The 19950-nt window shown below is 56.4% G+C and carries 17 protein-coding genes and 1 tRNA gene; 5 read left to right on the top strand and 13 right to left on the bottom strand.

Features of this window, described 5'->3' with window-relative positions; all coding sequences use genetic code 11:
* Positions 1 to 24 precede the first annotated feature (24 nt).
* Both IPM61_00085 and rpsT read right to left on the bottom strand, forming a co-directional pair.
* Positions 25 to 101 (bottom strand) — tRNA-Arg (locus IPM61_00085).
* Between the two features lie 17 nt (positions 102 to 118).
* Positions 119 to 376 (bottom strand): 30S ribosomal protein S20, encoded by a 258-nt coding sequence (gene rpsT / locus IPM61_00090; GenBank protein MBK8909705.1) that lies wholly within the window; start codon positions 374 to 376, stop codon positions 119 to 121.
* A gap of 214 nt (positions 377 to 590) precedes the next feature.
* Between rpsT and IPM61_00095 the strand changes: the two genes are divergently transcribed.
* Genes IPM61_00095 through IPM61_00115 form a run of 5 tightly spaced genes read left to right on the top strand, consistent with a single transcriptional unit; the run spans position 591 to position 4927 of the window.
* Positions 591 to 1196 carry a hypothetical protein gene (locus tag IPM61_00095; protein MBK8909706.1) on the top strand — a complete coding sequence of 202 codons (606 nt, stop codon included), beginning with the start codon at positions 591 to 593 and terminating at the stop codon, positions 1194 to 1196.
* Positions 1197 to 1236: 40 nt separating this feature from the next.
* Complete coding sequence (bamD, locus tag IPM61_00100) at positions 1237 to 1992, top strand: outer membrane protein assembly factor BamD (GenBank protein ID MBK8909707.1); 756 nt, start codon at positions 1237 to 1239, stop codon at positions 1990 to 1992.
* An 8-nt stretch (positions 1993 to 2000) separates the two neighbouring features.
* On the top strand, positions 2001 to 2501 hold the full coding sequence (locus IPM61_00105; protein ID MBK8909708.1) for an acyl-CoA thioesterase: 501 nt from the start codon (positions 2001 to 2003) through the stop codon (positions 2499 to 2501).
* 57 nt (positions 2502 to 2558) lie between these two features.
* On the top strand, positions 2559 to 4301 hold the full coding sequence (locus IPM61_00110) for a hypothetical protein (GenBank protein ID MBK8909709.1): 1743 nt from the start codon (positions 2559 to 2561) through the stop codon (positions 4299 to 4301).
* A complete protein-coding gene (locus IPM61_00115; protein ID MBK8909710.1) occupies positions 4298 to 4927 on the top strand; it encodes an ABC transporter ATP-binding protein in 630 nt (209 codons plus the stop codon). Before IPM61_00110 ends, IPM61_00115 begins: the two co-directional genes overlap by 4 nt.
* A 3-nt stretch (positions 4928 to 4930) precedes the next feature.
* Here IPM61_00115 and IPM61_00120 read toward each other — a convergent pair whose 3' ends face one another.
* The 11 genes from IPM61_00120 to IPM61_00170 form a co-directional block, all read right to left on the bottom strand.
* Positions 4931 to 5368 carry an SRPBCC domain-containing protein gene (locus IPM61_00120; GenBank protein MBK8909711.1) on the bottom strand — a complete coding sequence of 146 codons (438 nt, stop codon included), beginning with the start codon at positions 5366 to 5368 and terminating at the stop codon, positions 4931 to 4933.
* Between the two features lie 63 nt (positions 5369 to 5431).
* Positions 5432 to 6082 carry an RNA methyltransferase gene (locus tag IPM61_00125; GenBank protein MBK8909712.1) on the bottom strand — a complete coding sequence of 217 codons (651 nt, stop codon included), beginning with the start codon at positions 6080 to 6082 and terminating at the stop codon, positions 5432 to 5434.
* A 51-nt stretch (positions 6083 to 6133) separates the two neighbouring features.
* Complete coding sequence (locus IPM61_00130) at positions 6134 to 8533, bottom strand: bifunctional (p)ppGpp synthetase/guanosine-3',5'-bis(diphosphate) 3'-pyrophosphohydrolase (protein ID MBK8909713.1); 2400 nt, start codon at positions 8531 to 8533, stop codon at positions 6134 to 6136.
* Positions 8534 to 8589: 56 nt separating this feature from the next.
* Positions 8590 to 10101, bottom strand: a complete 1512-nt coding sequence (locus IPM61_00135) for a carboxypeptidase M32 (protein MBK8909714.1) — start codon at positions 10099 to 10101, stop codon at positions 8590 to 8592.
* The gene (locus tag IPM61_00140; protein ID MBK8909715.1) at positions 10070 to 11353 is read right to left on the bottom strand and encodes a DUF2851 family protein; all 1284 of its coding nucleotides are present in this window, start codon (positions 11351 to 11353) and stop codon (positions 10070 to 10072) included. The genes IPM61_00135 and IPM61_00140 overlap by 32 nt, the downstream gene beginning before the upstream one ends.
* Positions 11354 to 11421: 68 nt before the next feature.
* Positions 11422 to 12234, bottom strand: a complete 813-nt coding sequence (pyrF, locus tag IPM61_00145; protein MBK8909716.1) for an orotidine-5'-phosphate decarboxylase — start codon at positions 12232 to 12234, stop codon at positions 11422 to 11424.
* A 75-nt stretch (positions 12235 to 12309) separates the two neighbouring features.
* Positions 12310 to 13152 (bottom strand): M48 family metalloprotease, encoded by an 843-nt coding sequence (locus tag IPM61_00150; GenBank protein ID MBK8909717.1) that lies wholly within the window; start codon positions 13150 to 13152, stop codon positions 12310 to 12312.
* Positions 13153 to 13241: 89 nt separating this feature from the next.
* The gene (truA, locus tag IPM61_00155; protein MBK8909718.1) at positions 13242 to 14039 is read right to left on the bottom strand and encodes a tRNA pseudouridine(38-40) synthase TruA; all 798 of its coding nucleotides are present in this window, start codon (positions 14037 to 14039) and stop codon (positions 13242 to 13244) included.
* A 49-nt stretch (positions 14040 to 14088) separates the two neighbouring features.
* On the bottom strand, positions 14089 to 14532 hold the full coding sequence (locus IPM61_00160; protein ID MBK8909719.1) for an NUDIX domain-containing protein: 444 nt from the start codon (positions 14530 to 14532) through the stop codon (positions 14089 to 14091).
* Between the two features lie 362 nt (positions 14533 to 14894).
* A complete protein-coding gene (locus tag IPM61_00165; protein ID MBK8909720.1) occupies positions 14895 to 17381 on the bottom strand; it encodes a T9SS type A sorting domain-containing protein in 2487 nt (828 codons plus the stop codon).
* Between the two features lie 24 nt (positions 17382 to 17405).
* A complete protein-coding gene (locus IPM61_00170; GenBank protein MBK8909721.1) occupies positions 17406 to 19874 on the bottom strand; it encodes a T9SS type A sorting domain-containing protein in 2469 nt (822 codons plus the stop codon).
* Positions 19875 to 19950: the final 76 nt, after the last annotated feature.

A 19950-nucleotide genomic window follows, 5' to 3' on the forward strand; every position in this document is an offset into this window, starting at 1 on the left:
TCACATTTTCTGTGAGGCCTGATCTGGCGCAGCCGTAGGGACTCGAACCCCAAACCTTCTGATCCGTAGTCAGATGCTCTATCCAATTGAGCTACGGCTGCATTGTTCCGTTGCTTGCTTACGCAGCCATCGCGGCCAACTTGTGAGCCATTTTGGACTTGCGGTTTGCGGCAAAATTTTTGTGGATCAATCCCTTGGTTGCCAAGCGGTCAAGGATACGTGTTGCTTGGCGGATGTTTTCGGCCAGCTCATCCTTGGTGGCGGCGGTGTTCACGGCTTTCAACGCATTGCGCATCATCACTTTGTTGAAGCGATTACGGGCGCGGCGGCGTGCCGTCTGGCGAACTCGTTTTTCTGCTGATACGTGCTGAGGCATTGGATATATTCTAAGCGTCGGTTGCTTTCAGAGCCTGCGAATATAGGCTGTTGGGGTTGCGGCTTCCAAACGTTTTTATGATTGTTTACAGGATGTGCCCTTCATTGGGGCAGTGTTGCTAAGATTGTAGTTTTGCACTCCCCCGTTTCAGCCGATTGGATTGGCAGGAACGGCCAACGTTGTCCCACTGAATGAAGGAACCGGAAACGCGGCCATGTCTGCCATCTTGATTGTTGCCAACCGATGCCGGGTCCCCCTGCTTCTGTTGCTGATAGCTGGCGCGGCGGCGTGGTCCCAGCCCGCCAACCTTGATCTGGTTCGGGATTGCGCCGGCTCCCTTGCCGATTCGGCATTCGCGATGGCGAACGGCCCAACGGCGTGCTGTTCGGTGGCCGAGCATCCGGCAGCGTGGTTGCTGCAGGAAGCAGCGGTGAAACAAGCCGCGCAACGGGGGGTCGGGCTGCGGGATTGCGGAAGCGGCGTGCCAGCAATCACCCTTGCTTTTACCGAGCTACGCATCCTGTACCGCAATGGCATCGAATCGGAAACCATTGCACGGGAATGCAGGGTGACGATTGCGGCGATATTCGCCCCAACCGGGTCCGCCCCGCAACGCCAGCAGGAGTTCACCGCCGTCCGCCACGACACCGTTGCGGCATCGGCATTGCCATTGATTGAGCAGCCCGGTTACGATTATCTTCACGGTGTCAACGTCGCTCCCCCCAGTTCCGGTTTTTGGGATACGGTGATGGAACCAGCAATCGTGCTGGGGGCGGCAGCCGTCTCGGTGATCTTGCTTTTCACAGTCCGCAGCAACTGAGGCTGCGTTCAATTTTTCGCCATTTCGTAGAATGCAATTGATGCGTCATCTCTCTCTGCTTCTTCTGCTTGCGGCCACTGCTGCCAGCATTTCCGGTTGCTCCGGATCGGGGAACTCCACCCAAACCATGACAACCGCCGAACGGTTCCAAGAAGCCATGCGGCTGCTTGAGGACAAGGACTATATCAAAGCTGCGGAACTGTTCGACGTTATCGTCACCCAGGACCCCGCCGCCGACGTTGCCGACGACGCGCAGTTCTACCTTGCCGAAACCTACTACCGCGACGAGCAATTCAAGCTGGCGGCGTTCCACTACAACAAACTGCTCCGCTCCTTCCCCAGCAGCCCTTACTACAAGCGCGGATTGTTCCAAACGGCGATGTGCTACTTTGAGTCGTCGCCAAAGTTCGACCGCGACCAGGGGGACACCGAAACGGCAATCCGGCAGTTCAAAATCTTTGCCGACCTTTATCCCGAGGACGACAGCTTAAACACCATTGCTCGCGAACGGGTGGCCGAACTTCGTGATAAGCTGGCGCAGAAAGAATTCTCGATTGCCGAGCAGTACCGCAAGTTGGACGACCCACGCGCCGCGCTGATCTACTACCAAAAAGTGATAGACCTCTATCCCGACAGCCGCTACCAGGTCCCAGCGTTGGAGGAAAAAGCCCGCACCCTGAAGCTGCTGGGCCGCGACAAGGAAGCGATGAGCGCGGTGCAGAAATTCATTGATGAAAACCCCACAAACCCGCTTCTTGGAAGAATCCGAGAAGTGCAACAAGAACTTTTACGCTAACACTCTCCATGAATACCATCTCTTCCGCCGAACCCCGCACCGTCGCCGAATCGCAAGTGGTGATGACCGAGCTGGTCCTGCCGAACGACACCAACCAACTTGGCAACCTGCTGGGGGGGCGGCTGATGCACTGGATTGACATCGCCGCCGCGCTGGTTGCCATGCGCCACTCGCGCCGCGTGTGCGTCACCGCATCGGTGGATGGCATGAGCTTCCATGCGCCGATCAAGCTGGGAAATGTGGTGATCCTGAAGGCCTCGGTCAACCGCGTCTTCAACACCTCGATGGAGGTTGGGGTCCGGGTTGAAATGGAGAATCCGCAGACCGGAACACTGCTCCACGCCAACACCGCCTACCTGACGTTTGTTGGGATTGATGAAGCGGGGAAACCGTTGCCAGCATTGCCCGTGATCCCCGAAACGGACGACGAACGCCGCCGCTACGATGCCGCCGGAATCCGCCGCGCCGGGCGGCTTGAGAACCGCAAACGGATCGAAGCGTTGCTGTAAAAGAAACATCACTCTCATTCTCCCACTGGCCGCCGGCCACACTCTTCCGGACATATCATGCTTCATCGTGCCGACCGCTTGCTTCGTTGCTTCCTCCTTCTGCTTGGCGTAGTTGGTGGCTTGGTTGTTGGCGGGCCGACGGCGGCGGCGCAAACGCACGATGAAACCGCCGAAGCCACGCCGCACGGTCGCTGCCTCACGTTCGTGGTTGCTTCCGAGACTGAGCGGAAGAAGCTATCGGCCGAACTGCAGGGCGCATCTGCGGCATCGAACTTCGACGGCTCGCGCCCCTTCTTGCCCTTCTCGATCCCAAGCCGCAACAACCATTTCCTGATCCATTACACCCAAACCGGTGCCGATGCGGTCAGCAAGGTTGATAACAACGCCAACGGCATCCCCGATTACATTGATTCGGTGGATTTCTACATGGAGTATGCGTGGCAGATTGAGATTGAGGAATACGGCTTCCAAGCCCCCCCGCCCGACAATCAGAAGTCTGGAGAAGGGGGACCCGATTCCCGTTTGGATGTCTATGTCTGCAATATGCCCAGCGGCTTCTACGGCGCGGCATTTCCCGAAACGCAGAACCAACTTTCCGATGGCCGCGTCCCCTCCTTCCTTGTGGTGGATAACGACTACGACCCCGCTATCTACAAGCAAACCAGCGGCATTGCTGCGCTGAAAGTCACCACTGCCCATGAGTTCAACCACATGGTCCAGTTCGGTTACCGCTGCGCGATTGCCCCGCTTTCCACCATCAGCCAGAAGGCCTTGTATGAAGCCACCTCGGTCTGGTTCGAGCGCGTCGTCCATCCCGATGTTGATGACTACGAACAATACACCGATGCTTTCCTGGAGGCCCCGCAGAAATATGGCTTTGCCACCAATGAGGTTGATGATGGAGTGACCGGATACGCCCACATGCTCTACTTGGAATATCTATCCAAGCAGTTTGGGAAGAGCGTTGTGCGGGAGATTTGGGAAGAATTCCGCAGCCGCGAAAGCCTAAGCGCGATTGATGCCGCGCTTCGCAAACGGAGCTTTAACCTGCAGAACAGTTGGTGCCAGTTTGCCGAGTGGTGCTACTACACCGGCAAGCGCACGCGCGACACCCAATATTTCTACGACGCGGCCACGCTCAACCGCTCGCGTGGGATGCGAACGGCGGCCACGGCATCGCTTAGCAGTGGCGCGGCAATGGCCTCGGACCTTCTCTATCCCCTCAGTTTCGGGCTGTACCGGCTGGTGATCCCCACCGAAAACCCGAACGTGCGCGACACCGTTGACTACGTGGTGACGAACGCAAAATGGGACATCGCCAACGGAGCCGGTGGGCCGGGGGCAAAGCTGGAGGAGTTCACTCTGGAGTCCGACGCCGAGGATCGTTCCGGTTTCGCGGCAATCACCGCCGGGCAGGATACGGTGGTTTTCTACAAGCTCACCCTTCCCCATCAGCATTTCTGCATCAACCCAATCGTCAACGGGTCCAAGACCAATTTCATCGCCGTGAAGCCCTCGCCCCAGCCTTTTGTTGCCGATGGCGGGAACCAACTGGTGTTCGCGGTTGAGAGAACCGACCAGCTGATAAAGAACATCAAAGTTTGGATTTACTCCACCGCAGCCACACGGGTTCGGGAGCTTGAGCAGACGGAGCTTCAGGGGGCAAACAACCTGCTTGGGGTGGTTTGGGACGGGCGCGACAACGCCGGGCGGCTGGTTCCAACCGGGGTCTATCTCTACGAAATTTCCGTGAACGGCGGGACCCCAACGCTTGGCAAAGTGGCGGTGATTGCCCCATGACCGCCCCACCCCGCCCCGCACTGAAGGTCGCCGGCATTGCCAAACAATTCGGGCTGCGGACGATTTTCTCCAACATCACTTTCCAGCTTGCTGCGGGCGATGTTTTGGCGGTTACGGGGAACAACGGCTCGGGGAAATCAACGCTGGTGAAGGTGCTGGCCAACGTGGCCGAACGCACCGAAGGGGCCGTGGAATGGAGCCTGCAAGAAACGCCCCTGCCGGATGAACAACTGCCGCAACATTTGGGATTTGTTGCCCCCTACCTTCAGCTTTACACCGAGTTCACCGCGTGGGAGCATTTGGAGATGGTGCAAAAACTGCGCGGGCTTCCGCTTGGGGAAGAGTATGGGAAGGAGTTGTTCCAGCGGTTTGGATTGTTGGGAAGGGAGCACGAGCTGCTCCGCACGTTCAGCAGTGGGATGCTTCAGCGGGTGAAGTTCATTTGCGCGCTGGCCCACTTGCCAACGTTCCTAATTCTTGATGAACCAACCACCAACCTGGACGAGAAGGGAATCGAAGCCATGCGCCAGATTGTGGCCGAAGGCGCGCCCAACCGCATCACCATCATCGCCACCAACGATGCCGATGATTTAACGATGTGCTCGCTGCGGTTGGGGTTGGGGTAAGATTCACTTCTCCCCCTCCGCCAATTCCTTTACTCGGTTCAGAGCTTTGGGGTAGTTGGTCTTGAAATACCCTTCTAATTCCGGCGGAACATCAAATGCCACGGTTAGCGTTGTTGCCCCGTTGCTTTCTGAGAGTGCGTAGGTTTCTTCGCCGCCGGTCCACTCATTGTCGCGCTCTTGCGCCCCTTCTTCCTGCGTGTCGGCACGGTGCCTGAGCAGAAGGAACTCGTTCACCGTGAGTTTCTCCACCAAACTTGTTACGCCGTAGCCACTTTCGGAGGAGATGAACTGGACCTCACTCCCTTCTTTCAAATCGCCCACCATGTACGTTCCCGGGTCAATGATGCTTGCCCATTCACGGAGCGATTCGTCCTGCCACAAAGTCTCCCAAACTCTTTCTTTCGTGGCATTGATCTCAACGGAGAATTGAAGTTCTTTCATTTCTTCTTCGGTAGTTGTTGGTTCTGGGGCGGCTGCACCTGGTGGCGTGTCTTCTCCGCACCCTCATTTTCTTGCCCATTCCATCACCAGCGATTCGACCATTTCGGGGGGGAACTGTGGTTTGGCGTACAGCCCGGCGGCTTCGCGCTGGCGGTAGGCTTCGTACAGGGTGACGGCGCAGGCAACGGAGATGTTCAGGCTTTGAACCAGCCCTGTCATCGGGATCAGGAGGTTCCCGTCGGCAAGGCTTGAGGCCTGGGGCGACACCCCGCGATGCTCGTTCCCAAACACCAACGCCACGGGGCTGGCAAGGTCCAGCGTGTAAAGGCTTTGCGCCCGCTCGCTAAGGTCCGTGGCGTAAATCTGGCAGCCCTGCAAACGGAGCGCGCCGTAGCATTCCTCGATGGAGTCGTACCGCTGGATGTTCACCCATTTCCACGCGCTGGCCGAGCTTGTGCGGCCAATCTTCGGGAATTTTTCCTCCACATAGACCAGATGCACCATCCCCACGCCCACCGCTTCGCAGGTCCGGAGCACTGCCGAAACGTTGTGGGGATCGTGCACATCTTCCATCACCAGATGGAGCGTTGGCTGGCGGCGTTCGATGGTGGCCCGAAGCCGCGCAAGCCGCTGCTCGGTTCGGAACGCAGTGGGATCCACCACCAATGGATCAAGGGGTGGCTCGGGGATTGGGTCGTCGTAGTTTTTTCGCATTTGTGGATTGGATATGCCGGGCGTTACCGCAGGCTTCCCGTCGCCGAGCCGTTACTCCCCGCTCCCCTGCTCGAACCGCTCCACGTTCTGGACGTTGCGGATTTTCCGCAGGCGTTCCATCAACCGGTGCAGGTGGTCAATGTTCTTCACGATCACCGTCAGCACCCCTTCGAACAGCGAGTCTTGCGACTCGATATTGACGCTTCGGATGTTGGTGTTTTGGTAGCTAAGAATGGCGTGGGTCAAGTCGTTCAAGATTCCCGGGCGGTCCTCCCCCGTCACCTTGATTGCCGATAAAAACTCGAACCCATCGGCGCTGGCAAACCGCACGTCAATAATCCGGTTGCTCATCTTCGGGTTCCGGAGCATCGCCAGCACGTTGCTGCACGTTACCCGATGGATGGTAACGCCTTTGCCGGTGGTGACAACGCCAATCACCTGGTCCCCGGGGATTGGGTTGCAGCATCCGGCGTAGGTGTATTTCATCCCCTGCAAGGTCCCGTCAACGATAATGCCGGTGGTGGTGGTGCGGGCATCGTTCACAAACCGGTTGTAGATGGCTTGCCCGTCAAGCGCGGAAACCTCCTCCTTTGGTTGCTGGGCCGCGGGGGATGCGGCCTTCATCCGGTCGCGAACCATGGCGACGGCGGCTTCCGGCGCAATCCGCTCGTAGCCAATCTCCGCAAAAAATTCACCACGATTCTCGAACCGCAGCTGGTGCGCCACCCGCTCCAATTCATCATCGTTGATGTGGAGTTTCTCCTTTTTGGCACGGCGTTCAAACGCCTCGCGCCCGGCTTGGATGCGTTTGCGGTGGTCCTCGTTCAGCCATTTCCGCACGCCGCTGCGAGCCTTGTGGGTGACGGCGAACTTCTCCCAGTTGGCACTGGGAGTTTGGTTTTTGGAGGTCAAGATTTCTACTTGATCCCCCGATTTCAGTTCGGTATCCAGCGGGACAATCCTGCCGTTGACCTTCGCGCCGATGCAATGCCACCCCACTTTGGAATGGATATCGAACGCAAAATCAATCGGGGTTGCGCCTTTCGGGAGGATGCGAAGCTCACCTTTGGGGGTAAACAAATAGATCTCATCCTGGAAAAGATTCAGCCGGAAACTCTCCAACACCTGCCCCGGAGCATCCTCGCCGGAGGTGGTCTCGAACACATCCCGAATCCAATTGACCCACTCCTCAAGCTGGTGATCTTCCTGGATCAGCGGGTTGACGGAGGTCTCCTTGTAGATAAAATGCGCGGCCACCCCTTTCTCGGCAATCTCGTGCATTTTGCGGCTGCGGATCTGGACCTCAAGCTGCCGCCCATCCGGCCCGATCACCGTGGTGTGGATGGACTGATAGCCATTCTTTTTTGGGACCGAAATGTAGTTTTTGAAGCGTTCGGGGACCGGCGTGTAGATTTCCGAGATGATGCCGTACACCGTGAAGCAGTCGTTCGGATGGTCGGTGTCAAGGATCACCCGAATGGCGAACAGGTCGTGGATTTCATCCAGCGTCTTCCCCTGAATCAGCATCTTGTTGTAGATGGAGTACAGGTGCTTCGGGCGGCCAATCAGCTCAAATTTCCACCCCTCATCGGTCAGCCGCTCGTTGATTGGCTGGACGCACCGCTCGATGTACGCCTCCCGCTCCTGCCGTTTTGCGTTCAAGCTGAGCTTTAGCTGATTGTAGGCTTCCGTATTCAAGTACTTGAACGACAGGTCCTCCAACTCCCACTTGATATTCCCCAACCCGAAGCGGTGGGCGAACGGAGCAAAGATGTCCAGCGTCTCCTTCGCCATGCGTTGCTGCTTTTGCGGGGAAAGGTATTCCAGGGTCCTCATGTTGTGCAGGCGGTCGGCAAACTTCACCAGCATCACCCGAACGTCGTTGACCATCGAGAGGAGAAGTTTGCGGTAGCTTGCCGCCTGGGTCACCTCGTGGCTTTTGAAGACATCGGTGATTTTGGTTGCGCCGTCAACAATCTCGGCAATCACCGGGCCGAACTCGGCGCGGATATCCTCGATGGTGTAATGGGTGTCCTCCACAACATCATGGAGGAGTGCCGAAGCAACGGAAACATCATCCAGCGGAATCTCCTTTGCCACAATCAACGCCACGGCGAACGGGTGGGTCCAGTATGGCTCGCCCGAGGCGCGAATCGTGTTTTTGTGGGCATCAACGCACAGGTAGAACGCACGGCTGATTAAATCCGCATCGCAGTTCCGAAGGTTCCGCTTTGCGAACTCTAGCAAGGTCCCCAGCGCGGCGCGGGCTTGCGCCTTGTGCTTGGCCGAAAGGTCCACCGGCTCGTGAACGGGAAGGCCGTTGGGGTGGTCGGTACCGGAAGCGGAAGGGGCAGCCGGGGGCGCGACCGCAGCTTTCCGCTCGGCCTTCCGCACGCCGTTCCCTTTTGGGGATGGCTCAGATGTTGCTCCTTTATTCTTTTTCGTCACCATGATTCAACTGATTGATAACCCGCTTCCGGCCCTCCCGATTTCATATCGCTCCCCTGTTATCCCTTTCCGTACACCCGCTCAATCTTCCGATCAAGGTAGGCAAGGAAGTCCGTTTCGGTCAGCGGGCGGCCGCAGATGTCGTTGGCCAACTGCGCAGCGTTTTTGGATTTTCCCCACTGGTGCAGGTTCTCCCGCAGCCACCCCAACAGGCTTCCGAACTCACCCCGCGCAATCTGCTGGCGCAAGTCCGGCAGCTGCTCCGTTGCGCGGTTGAAGAACATTGCGGCATACAGTTTCCCCAGCGTGTAGCTGGCAAAGTAGCCGAACCCACCAAAGGACCAATGGATGTCCTGCAAGCAGCCCAACGAATCGTTCGGGGGGGCAATGCCCAGATACTCCTGCGATTTCTGATTCCAGACTGCGGGGATCTCCGCAACGCTCATCCGCCCGTTGATAAGGTCATCCTCAATCTCGAACCGGAGGATGATGTGCATGTTGTAAGTCAGCTCGTCGGCCTCAACCCGGATGAAACTTGGCTTCATCACATTGATGGCCCGGAAGAAGCTGAGTGAATCGAACCCGGCAAGCCGGTCAGGGAAAGTTCCGGCAAGCTCTGGGAACGCCCACTGCCAAAACTCCTCCGAACGCCCCACCATATTTTCCCACAGCAGCGACTGCGATTCATGGATTCCCATCGAGGTCCCGGCTGCAAGGGGTGTGCGGAGAAGCTGCGGCGCGAATCCTTGCTCGTACATCCCATGCCCGGCCTCGTGCATCAGCCCAAACAAGCAGCTGCGAAGGTCGTCGCGGAAGATGCGGGTTGTTAGGCGAACATCACTGCTGCCGAACGAGGTGCAGAACGGATGCGCCGAAAGATCCACCCGCCCGGTGTTGAAATCGAACCCAAGTTGCTGGATGATTTTTTTGGAGAACGCAAGCTGCTGCTCGGGGTCGAAATCGGTGAAAAGCACCGAGTCGTCGGGCGGCGCGCCGGCATCGGCAATTTTTTGCAGCAACTCCCCCGTCCCTTTCCGCAAGCGGTCGAACACCGGGCGGAGCTGCGAAGCCAACATCCCCGGCTCGTACTGGTCAATCAAGGCATCGTAAGGATTTTCGGCATAGCCGAAGTACTCCGCGGCCTGGCGTTTCAGCCCAACAATCTGCTCTAGCAATGGCGCGAAAATGCTGAAGTCCTGCTGCGCCCGCGCTTTCCTCCAGGCATGGTGGGCCAGCGATTGCACCCGCGACATCTCCCGCACGAACTCATCGGGCAACTTGCGGGAACGCTCGAACTCGCGGTGGGATTCCTCCACCAATTTTTGCTCCCATCCCTCCAACTCTCCCCGCTCCGATTCCTGGCGGACGGTCTCCAGCATGGCGGCGTATTCGTCCGAGGTTGCCATTTGGTGGGTCAGGGTCTCCAGCGTGGCCGATTGCTCGGCACGGACGGCAGCGGCTCCATCCGGCATATAGGTTTCTTGATCCCAATGGAGAAGCGAACTGGCGGCGCGCAGATCGCTGACGGTGCGGGCGCGGTCAAGGAAGTTGGTAAATGTGGCTGTTGGCATACTCGGAAAATCGTCGTTGAATAGTGTACGGATTGCCGAACGGATCGGCGACAAACGAAAGGCCGGAGCGGTCCGGCTGGACGTAGCGTTGGTAGAACTCGATGGCCCCCTGCTGCCAGAACGCACCAACCAGCCTTTCGCGGCGAAGGTAGCGTTCCTCAACCGTGCGGATCAACCGGTTGGTCGCGAACGTTGGCAAGCTGCGGTAGCAGATGCACGCAGCACGGAGCAGATCGTTCCGTTCGGCCAGCAATCCTCCGGCCAGCGCAACCGGAAGGAAGGCATTCAGGACCACCTCGCCAGCCCGGTCATCGCCCAGCAATCCCCCAATCCCTCCCCACTGCTGAAGCCGCGCAACCAGCGGCTGGAACGGCGTTGCTTCGTTCAAAAGAATCTGGAAAAGATTGGGAAGAAGCTCATGCTGATGCAGATCAAACAGAAGCAACGCCGCCGACCACAACCGATACTCCGGCAGGTTGTGCGGGCGGGACCGCACGTCCCACTGAAGCGCGGGAATTGCGGCGGAGCCAAGCGTTGCCAGAATCGCCCGGGTTCGCGCCGCCCCGAACATCCCTTCGCCAACCCGTTGCAACCGCTCGGACGGGTATCCCGCTCCGCCAAGAATCGCCCGCGCAAGTTGCTGGAACGTAGCGGAACGGAGGTCCGCTTCCTGGCCGATGGCAAGCTCCGCAAGGCTTCGCATCGGGGCGCGGTTGCGGCTGAATCCAAGCGCGTCGAACGTCCGCCGAAGGAATTCGTGGCGAAGGTGCGTTCCCACCGTTGCCCCCCCCTGCCGCGCCCGCAAAATTTCCGTTGCGCGCCGCAGGAACCTTCCCCACGAAAGGTCGCGAAGAAGATCGGCAGAAACGGAATCGGGGAACACGGCGTGCGGCGGTTCGGTTTCCGGCACGCGAAGAAGCTGGTCCCAGCAGAGCGTTGGGATTGGCAACCGCGCCGTTGCTGCGGGCTGGGCAACAACATGAAGAATCACTTGCTGGTAGGCGGGGTCGTGCTGGTGGCCATGCAGGAACCAATCGTTCTCGTGGCGGTGCATCTCCACCGCACCGGTTTTCAGCACGCCGTTGGCCAGCATCACCGCATCCAAAAAATCTGGCCCCGGCCCAGTGTTCCGATGCCCCGGCGACAGCAGGTGAATCCGCTCCCCGCCCCGGCAAAGGAACTCAGTCCCGGGGATTGCCCGCTGGGTCCAGAGCGGGTAGAGTGTGGATTCTTTGGTGCAGGGTTCGGCCATTGCAGCGCGTGGGATCGGTGTCAATACAACCTTTGGTGGAAAAGGGGAACTGGCTTGTGGGAAGCCACTCAGGCGGCCGGAACTCCATCGCGCAATTCTTCGGCAAACTTCAGCGCGGCGGCGCGTGCGGCCTGCGCAAAATCATCCCCTTTGCTTGCGGCGATAATCCCCCGCGAAACGTTGATGAAGGCCGCGCCGCCGTTGTTGGCGGCCATCACCGCCGCCGCATCGCCCCCTTGCGCCCCAACGCCCGGGATCAGCAATGGAATATCTGGGCCAACGTGTTCGCGGATTCGGGCAAGCTCTTCCGGGTGGGTTGCGCCCACCACAAAGCCCAGGTCGCCGGTGGAAGCAAAGGCATCCAAGCAGCGGTCAATCACGTGCAAGTAGATCGGCTTCCCCCCCGACTCAATCCGCTGGAATTCCTGCGAGCCAGGGTTGGAGGTCAGTGCCAGAACGAATTTGCAGGTCCCTTCAAACTTAAAGTATGGCTTCAAGGTGTCGGTCCCCATGTACGGGTTCAGGGTGATGGCATCGAACGGCATTGCTTCAAGGAATGCTTGGGCGTAGCGTTCGGCGGTGTTGCCAATGTCGCCCCGTTTGGCATCGGCAATTTTGATGACGTGTGGGGGGATTGCCGCAAGCGTCTGGCGCAGCGCGTCCATCCCCCGTTGCCCGGCAGCTTCGTAGAACGCAAGGTTTGGTTTGTAGGCAATGGCCAAATCGGCAGTGGCATCCACGATTGCTTGATTGAACGCAAGCATCGGGTCGTCGGCTTCGCGCACAACGCTTGGGAGCAGTGCAAGGTCGGTATCCAGCCCAACGCACAACCGGCTTCCGGTGCGCGCAAACGCTTGGGCGTAGCGATCAAGAAATGACATATCAGGAATGTTGGGTTTCGGTTGTCGGCAATCGGTGATTGGTGGAGGAGGGATTCTCATCCCCCCCCCACATTTTTATCTCAGCTTTCTCAGCATCTGTTTGTATTGCTCCCCCATCAGCGAGGCCTGGGTTGGCGCGGGGGTGTTGTTTTCGCGGAGCAGCTTGTTGACGTTGTCAACGCGGGTTTGGTCCAGCGGGTGGGTGCTGGTCCACTCCTCCAGCGCGCTCCCCGATCCGCCACGTTTTTCGATCATCTTCACAAAGAACCCTTTGATTGCCCCTGGCCAATATTGCGTGGATTGCAAGTATTGGAAGGAGCGGGTGTCGGCCTCAAGCTCGTTATCACGGCTGTTCCGCAGGATCGCCAGCAGCGCGGCAGCGTTCCCGGCAACTTCCGACAGTTTGGAGGGATTATCCCCCAAGGCAATCGAAAGCACCACTTGGGCACCAAGTGCGGTGGTCATCCGTTCGGTCCCGTGGCGTTCCTCGGCGTGGGCGATTTCGTGGCCAAGCACGCCGGCCAGCGATGCCTCATCATCAAGGAATCGCATCAGCCCGGTGTAAACATAGATGTAGCCGCCCGGGGTGCAGAACGCGTTCAAGGTTTTGTCGTCGTTGATGACCGTGGCTTTGTACGGGAATTTGCCGCGGTACTTCACCTGTGGCGATTGAACGATCTTATCAACAATCCCCTGCACGTATGCTCGGATGGTCTCATTTTCCAAGATCGGGTATTGGTCGGGGGAACTTTGGATTTCGGCATCCATCTGCTTCCCGATGTTGGAGTCCTCGCTGACGGGGAACAGATTTAGCCCACATTGCGAAAGGAGAAACGGGGAAGAAACAGCGATAATCGCAACCAGCAGCCGTGCCGTGGTTGCGCGTCGAAGCGTCGTGAACATGGTGCGCTTGTTCATGGTAGTTAGCGGTTGATCGGTTTGTGGTGAGAAGATAACGGTTTGGCCTCAATCATGGTTTGCGACATTGGGGGGGGGTGGCGTTGGCGTTATCCCGTTGCCGGAAAAATTTGGGTTGGATACTCCACATTCACCAGCGACAAGCCTTGCGCCGGGGCGGCCATTCCCTGCCGCGAGCGGTCGCGCAGGGCCAGAAGCTCGGGCAATTCCTCCGCGCTCCGCTTCCCCCGCGCAACCTCCATCTGAATTCCCACCAGCAGCCTGACCATCCCGTACAAAAATCGGTTTGAGGAGACCCAATACTCCATTCCCCCCTCCACCTCTTTCCACTCACTTCGTTCAACCGTGCACACGGGGTTTGGGGTGTCGGGATTGTGCTTGCTCAGGGTGGTGAAATCATGGGTGCCAAGAAAAGCGGGCGCGGCGCGGTGCAGCGCCCGGACGTTCAGCGGCGCATCGTAGCGGTAGGCGTATCGGGCAAGAAACGGGTTGGGAGCGGTGATGATGCGGTAGCGATACGTCCGGCGGAACGCACGGAACCGGGCGTGAAAATCAGGGGGTGCGGTGGCAAGGTTGCGAACCGCCAAATCTTGCGGAGCCATTCGCCGCAGCGCGTGAAGCAGGCGGGCATCGTCGAACCTTGTGGAAACGTCGGCATGGGCAACTTGCCAATCGGCATGAACCCCGGTGTCGGTCCGGCCCGCTCCCACAACGGTCACGGGGGTGCCGCTGCACAGTTGCGTCAGCATCGCTTCCAGAGTTTGCTGCACGCTTCTTCCGTTCGGTTGCCGCTGCCAGCCGTGGAAGTCGGTGCCATCGTAGGCCACGGCCATCGCGATTCTGCGCGGTTCATCTTCTTGGGCAGGTGGTTGCGGCTGTTCGGTCATGGTTGGATTCAACGGGTTGATTGCAACGGGCTGGCCCAATCGGTTGCCTTCAGATCTTCAACAAAGATATTCCCCATTTCTCGGCAATCGCCACTCCGTCGCGGTGTGTTTGGAAGGGCAAGATACTCACGGCTTCCGCAGCGGTGGCCCAAGAATACTCACAATGCTCTTCGGAAAGAAGAACGGAGGCATCGGAAGGAAGCAGGCAAACGATGACGGGGGTCAGGACGATCGCATCCTCCAACTGAAAATAGAAACTGCAAACGTGGGGGCTGGCGTGCCACTCTATCGGCAGGATACCGATCTCCTCCACCGTTTCCCGCAGAGCGGTTTGCAAGGTGGTTTCGCCAGGGTTGCTCCTTCCAGTAACCACCTGCCAGATGCCAGGATAGACCGATTCGGCCCCGGCGCGGCGAAGCAGCAAATGCTCCACCCCACCCCCACCCAGCCGGATAGGATGCACCTGAACAAAGTGAGTAGCAATGGAAGCCAATGGAGTTCGGTTTAGAGTGAGCGTGGAAACGGGGGAAGCCTACAAACCCGCCACCGCAGTAGCCCCCTCCCCGCCTCCCCCAATTCTGGAGGAGGAGCTGGCACAGGATGCCCTCGGGCAGCAGAGAACAACAAATCTTCCTAAAACCCATTTCCCCCAGCATTGGGGGGACGCGTAGCCGCTTGCGGCGAAGCAGGGGGGCGCGGCACAAGCAGCACGAAGCGTATCGAACCCCCTGCGCCTCAACGAACAATCAGTGGCAGAATGGAGAATGCTTTGTTCGACAGCAGCCCGACGGTAGCCGAAGGTCTTTAGCCTTCGGCGTCATCTTGACCCCGATCCATCGAATCCCCAGCTGCGCCTCAACGAACAATCAGTGGCAGAATGGAGGATGCTTTGTTGGACTTCACTGAGCAGAGATAGAGGCCCTGAGGAAGATTGGAAATTGGAATCATTGCCGATGACCCCGCGCTTTGCAGGGACCAAACTTGCTTTCCAAGCAGATCATACATGGCAATGGATGCTGAAGGAGGGATTCCGGTAAGCATAACGTTCTCCCCCGCCGATGCAGAATTAGGAACAAGCTGCAGGGCCGTTGCAGGCGCATCTGTATCACTTGCTGAAACTCCGTTTTTCCAGTGAGCAAAGTAGTAGGAATCCGTTGTTCCGGCGCGGAGAAAATCGCCGCCAACAAACAGGCCATCGGAAGTGGCAACGGCAGCATTTGCGCTGCGATCAAGCCCGCTTTCTAATGGATTCCATCGGCTGCCATCCCAGGCCGCAGCATGATAAAGGCTATCATTTCCAGACTGATAGAAATTCCCGACAGCAATTATTTTTCCCTCCAGAACAACGATTGAAGCTACGTGCGGAATAAAATGCCCACGCAGCCCATCGCCTAACGGTTCCCATTGCTGGGTTCCAAGGTCCCAACTGGCAATTAATGAAGCTGGGCTGCTACCCGCCAAGCTAAATTCGCCGCCAACATATAAGCGGGTTCCATCTATTGTTAGCGCATGGACAGGCTTGTTCACCCCTTCGGCAAGCGGGAGCCATCGCGTGCCATCCCATTTGGCAATATTTTTTGCTGGAAGGTCGCCCGCGCGTGTAAAATCGCCACCGGCAAAGAGGGTTCCATCGGCAGCAACTGCAATCGCGTTCACCACTCCATTCACTCCGCTCCCCAGCGATTTCCAGCGTTGTGCTTGGCGATCCCACACAGCAATATTTTGGGCATTTACGGTATCGGCAACGGTAAATCTTCCGCCAGCATACACGTTATCGGCATGAAGAGCAATTGCATGAACGGCGGCCCCTTCCCCTCCGCCCACGCCAAAGGAAAGATCACTCCAACGTTCCAGTTCGGGGGAATATCGGGCGATATTTAACGCCGTGGCGGCTCCCGCAACGGCAAACTGGCCGCCAGCGTACAGGTGCTGGTCATCGGCAGCAAGCGCAAAAATTGAACCGCGAATTCCTCCGTTCGCAAGCTGCCATAAGGTTCCCGAGGCCATCGCCAGATGGGTAGAGGTGATACCATCGTCGGAATTAAAACTGCCGGCAGCCCACACGCGATTCTTCAAGGCCGCAAGCGCAGATATTGGCCCGTTAATTCCAACCGAAAGGGAGGACCACCGCTTGCCATCCCAGCGGGCAATATGGCCTGCGTTCACCAGCCCCGCTTGGGAGAATGCCCCGCCAACAAAAATTTTTGTTTTTATCATCCCAACTGCGTTTCCATAGCCGTTCAATCCAAGCCCTAAATTTCCCCACCAGATATTACCGCTATCAAGATCGGAGCCGGATTCGTACCACCGAGCAACGTATTGCGCAGCTACTGGAGCCGAGGTTAAATCGCCCGGGTCGGCAGTGCGAAATGTTCCGGTGACAAACACTCGGTTTTTATCAGCAACCATACCGCGCACAACCCCTGCAACTCCATTTCCCTGATAATTATGCGACGCTCCGTCATTTCCTTTCGGGGCAGCAAGGGGAAGCCATTTTCGGGCGGTAACGCTCCAACGTGCAATGTTATTCGCAGTGGTATCGCCGGCTCGGTTAAATTCCCCGCCAGCAACAAGGCGATCTCCAACAACTGCAAGAGCGTTTACATATCCATTAACGCCTTCCCCCAACGAACTCCATTTTGCTCCATCCCAACTGGCCAAGCTTGCAGTCGATAGAGTTCCGGCACGGGTGAATGTTCCACCAACGTACAGCACTCCATGCCCAACCGTCAACGCGGTAACGGTGCCGCCAACTCCGTTATTTATTTTATTTCCCAAACAGCTCCACGAGTCGCCATTCCAAACAGCAATATTATTTGCCGCCACCGTATCAGCAGCCGAGAATTCGCCGCCAACAAACAGGTGATTATTCATTATCGCCAACGAAGCGACGTAGGCATTGCTTCCGCCTGTCACTCCATTATTCAGGGGCATCCATGCGCGAAGGTCCGTGCGCCAGCAAGCGATGTTGTTCGCAACAACCCCGCCAGCACGGGTAAACCGCCCACCGACGTACACACAAGAGCCATCAATAGCAATAGCAAAAACTGGCCCGTTTACTCCATTGCTGTCGCCATTTCCTAATGGAGACCATTGGCTGTTCTCCTCATTCCATTCGGCGACATTTTGAAGGGATAGATCAGCATGGCGGTCAAATGTGCCTCCAACAAATAAGCGGTTGCCCTGTGCCGCAATCGCAAAAACCTCACCATTAACTCCTGACTGCTCAATACCCCGGCCATATCCAGCTTGCCACCCAAGATCGGTGGGCTGCGCGTGGGCGGAGAAAACAGCCACGACAGAGAATAACGGGAGCAGCCAACGGTGTGCTACATGAAGCATGAACAATTCTCCATAGGGTGGATATTACTGGGTAATAATCAGGCGTTGAGTGGTTGTCCCTCCATTTCCAGAAATTCTACAGAAATAGTACCCGGGAGGAATCTCTGATAAATCCAATGGGAATTGACTACTGCCATGTGGTACGTGGCTTATTACGGTTTTTGCTTTTTGCCCAAGAATCGTGAATAATTCAACCTTTGCTTCGCCACGCAGAGGGTTTGCAAAAGTAATAATGGCGTGCCGTGGTGATCCATAATGGATGCTTTTCACTTCTAACAAATAATTTGGAGATAAAGTTATTGTTGCTGATGATGATAATGATGAGGTGTTCCAACGAGCAAGGTTCCAAGCGGGTGTTCCATCAACGCTGGAAAATTCGCCGCCTGCATACAGATACCCGCTATCTCCAATTGCCAGCGCATACACACCATTTCCACCTTGGATGCCAAGCCCTAAAGGATGCCATTGTTTTCCGTCCCATCGGGCAATCCGGTTTGCGGTTACTCCACCAATTTCGGTAAATGTGCCAGCAGCATAGATGTTGTTGTTATGCACCAGCAGTGCGAACACCGTATCGTTTGCTCCACCCCCCATATCGGACCAACGCTCCGTGGCTGGATCCCACATTGCGATGTTGCGTACATCAGTCTCTCCAGCTTTTTTCAGCACTCCCCCAATAATTATTTTCCCTGCTGAACCCACAGCGATGGCATGAACCGTTCTATCAATTGGACCTCCAACGGGATACCATTTCTGGGCCTCGCTATCCCACCGTGCTAATGCCTTCGAAATTGTCTTTCCGGCAGTGTCGTAACTGAAGTATCCACCGAAATAGACATTTTTATCATTACTCAACCCTGAGTAAATATAGCGATCCCCTTCACTGCTTGGAGGTATCGGTGCAATTTGCGTCTGGATGTCGTTTTGAACAGAGAACAAACCGAATGCGTTTGCAACGTGAAGGGTATTATTATGCTTCAGCAACACACCTCCACGTATGCTTTTTTCTCTGGTAAGATTTTTCATTCCATCACTGCTCTGCCACCTCCAAAGCATTCCAAGATCAGAAGCATACACCCTATCTTCAATTACTGAAATGGATTGAACAACGTCCCTTTCCTTGATTTTTGGATTCGCTGTAATTGAAAGACCGGTGGATTGCCATTGCTGGTTTTTTGAATCCCACCTTGCAAGATTTCGGGATTTCTGAGTTCCTGTGTTGGTGAACTCTCCGCCAACATAGATGCTCCCATGATTTGAAGCAAGGCTATGGACTGCACCATTTACTCCATTAAAAAAAATGGAGATCGAATCATGGTGGAGTGCGCACAGGTTTTGAGCATATACGAAAGGCGTGTCAACAACTGATTGATGCCGCGCTGAATATACCGCGTTGAACACACCACCAATAATGATCTCATTATTCGCCCCAACGTGAAGTGCGGAAATTGATGAGACTCCATCGGCTGAGGCTATCTTCGCAGCGGAAGAATCCAGAAGAACCTCGCGCCCGCTGCGAATTCGACGAAGCTCCGTGCTGCCAATAATCAAATCTTGGCTTTGCAATGCCAACGCGCCAACCCTGTTCGTTATTGAGATAATGCTATCCCAGCTTTTGGAACTTGGATGCCAAACTGCAAGATTTTTCATGGGCTTCTCCCCTGCCTCAACAAAATCTCCACCAACAAAAAGTGCGGTGTCGTTTGCGATAATTGCATGGATTGAATTTCCAAGCACACCACTTCCTAGCCCAAACCACTGTTGGGAACCGATATCCAAGCCAGCAATTTTCCCAGATTCAATCCCCCCAGCTGTTGAAAATTTTCCTCCAGCATACAGGGTGTCATTATACATCGCCATTGCGAGAACAGCATCATTGGTTCCAGTGCCTACTCTCTTCCATTGCTCACCATCCCAAATGGCGATATTGGAAACCAACGCTCCGCCAGCTTGGGTGAACAAGCCGCCAACATAAATGTTATTCTTCTCCACAGTCAACGCCGCAACGTATGGGAACGCAGCACCGCTCACTCCCCCTTTCATTGCATTCCATTGGTGTGTTGATCGGTTCCAAACAGCGATATTTTTTGCTGGAAACCCGCCAGCACTGGTGAAACTCCCACCAACATAAATTTCATCACCTTTTACTGCAATCGAATAGACATTGCCATCTACTCCATTCTTATTCCCCTCCCCCAGGGGCTGCCACCGGCTCCCATTCCAAAGGGCGATACCATTTGCTGGTATCGCCCCAATGTGTGAGAATTTCCCGCCAACGATGATAATTTCACCTAATCTTGCTATCGCAGTTATTTCACCATTTGTTCCGGGAATTCCAAATGGATTTTCCCAACCACTGTTCTGCTGCGCCACACCCACAGTTGGAACAAATAGAGTGATAAAAACATACGCAAGCAACCACGTTGGCATTTTCATGTTATTGTCCATTAGCATCGTTACGCTGAAATCCTGCAACGGTGTATTTATCTCCATTATTAGCGGCTATAAAACTACTATGCCAAGTCCCCCTTGTCAAGCAATTTCCTTGCTTCCCGTGCAATCGCCGAGG

It is taken from the genome of Chlorobiota bacterium (genome assembly GCA_016710285.1).
Classification (GTDB): domain Bacteria; phylum Bacteroidota; class Ignavibacteria; order OLB7; family OLB7; genus OLB7.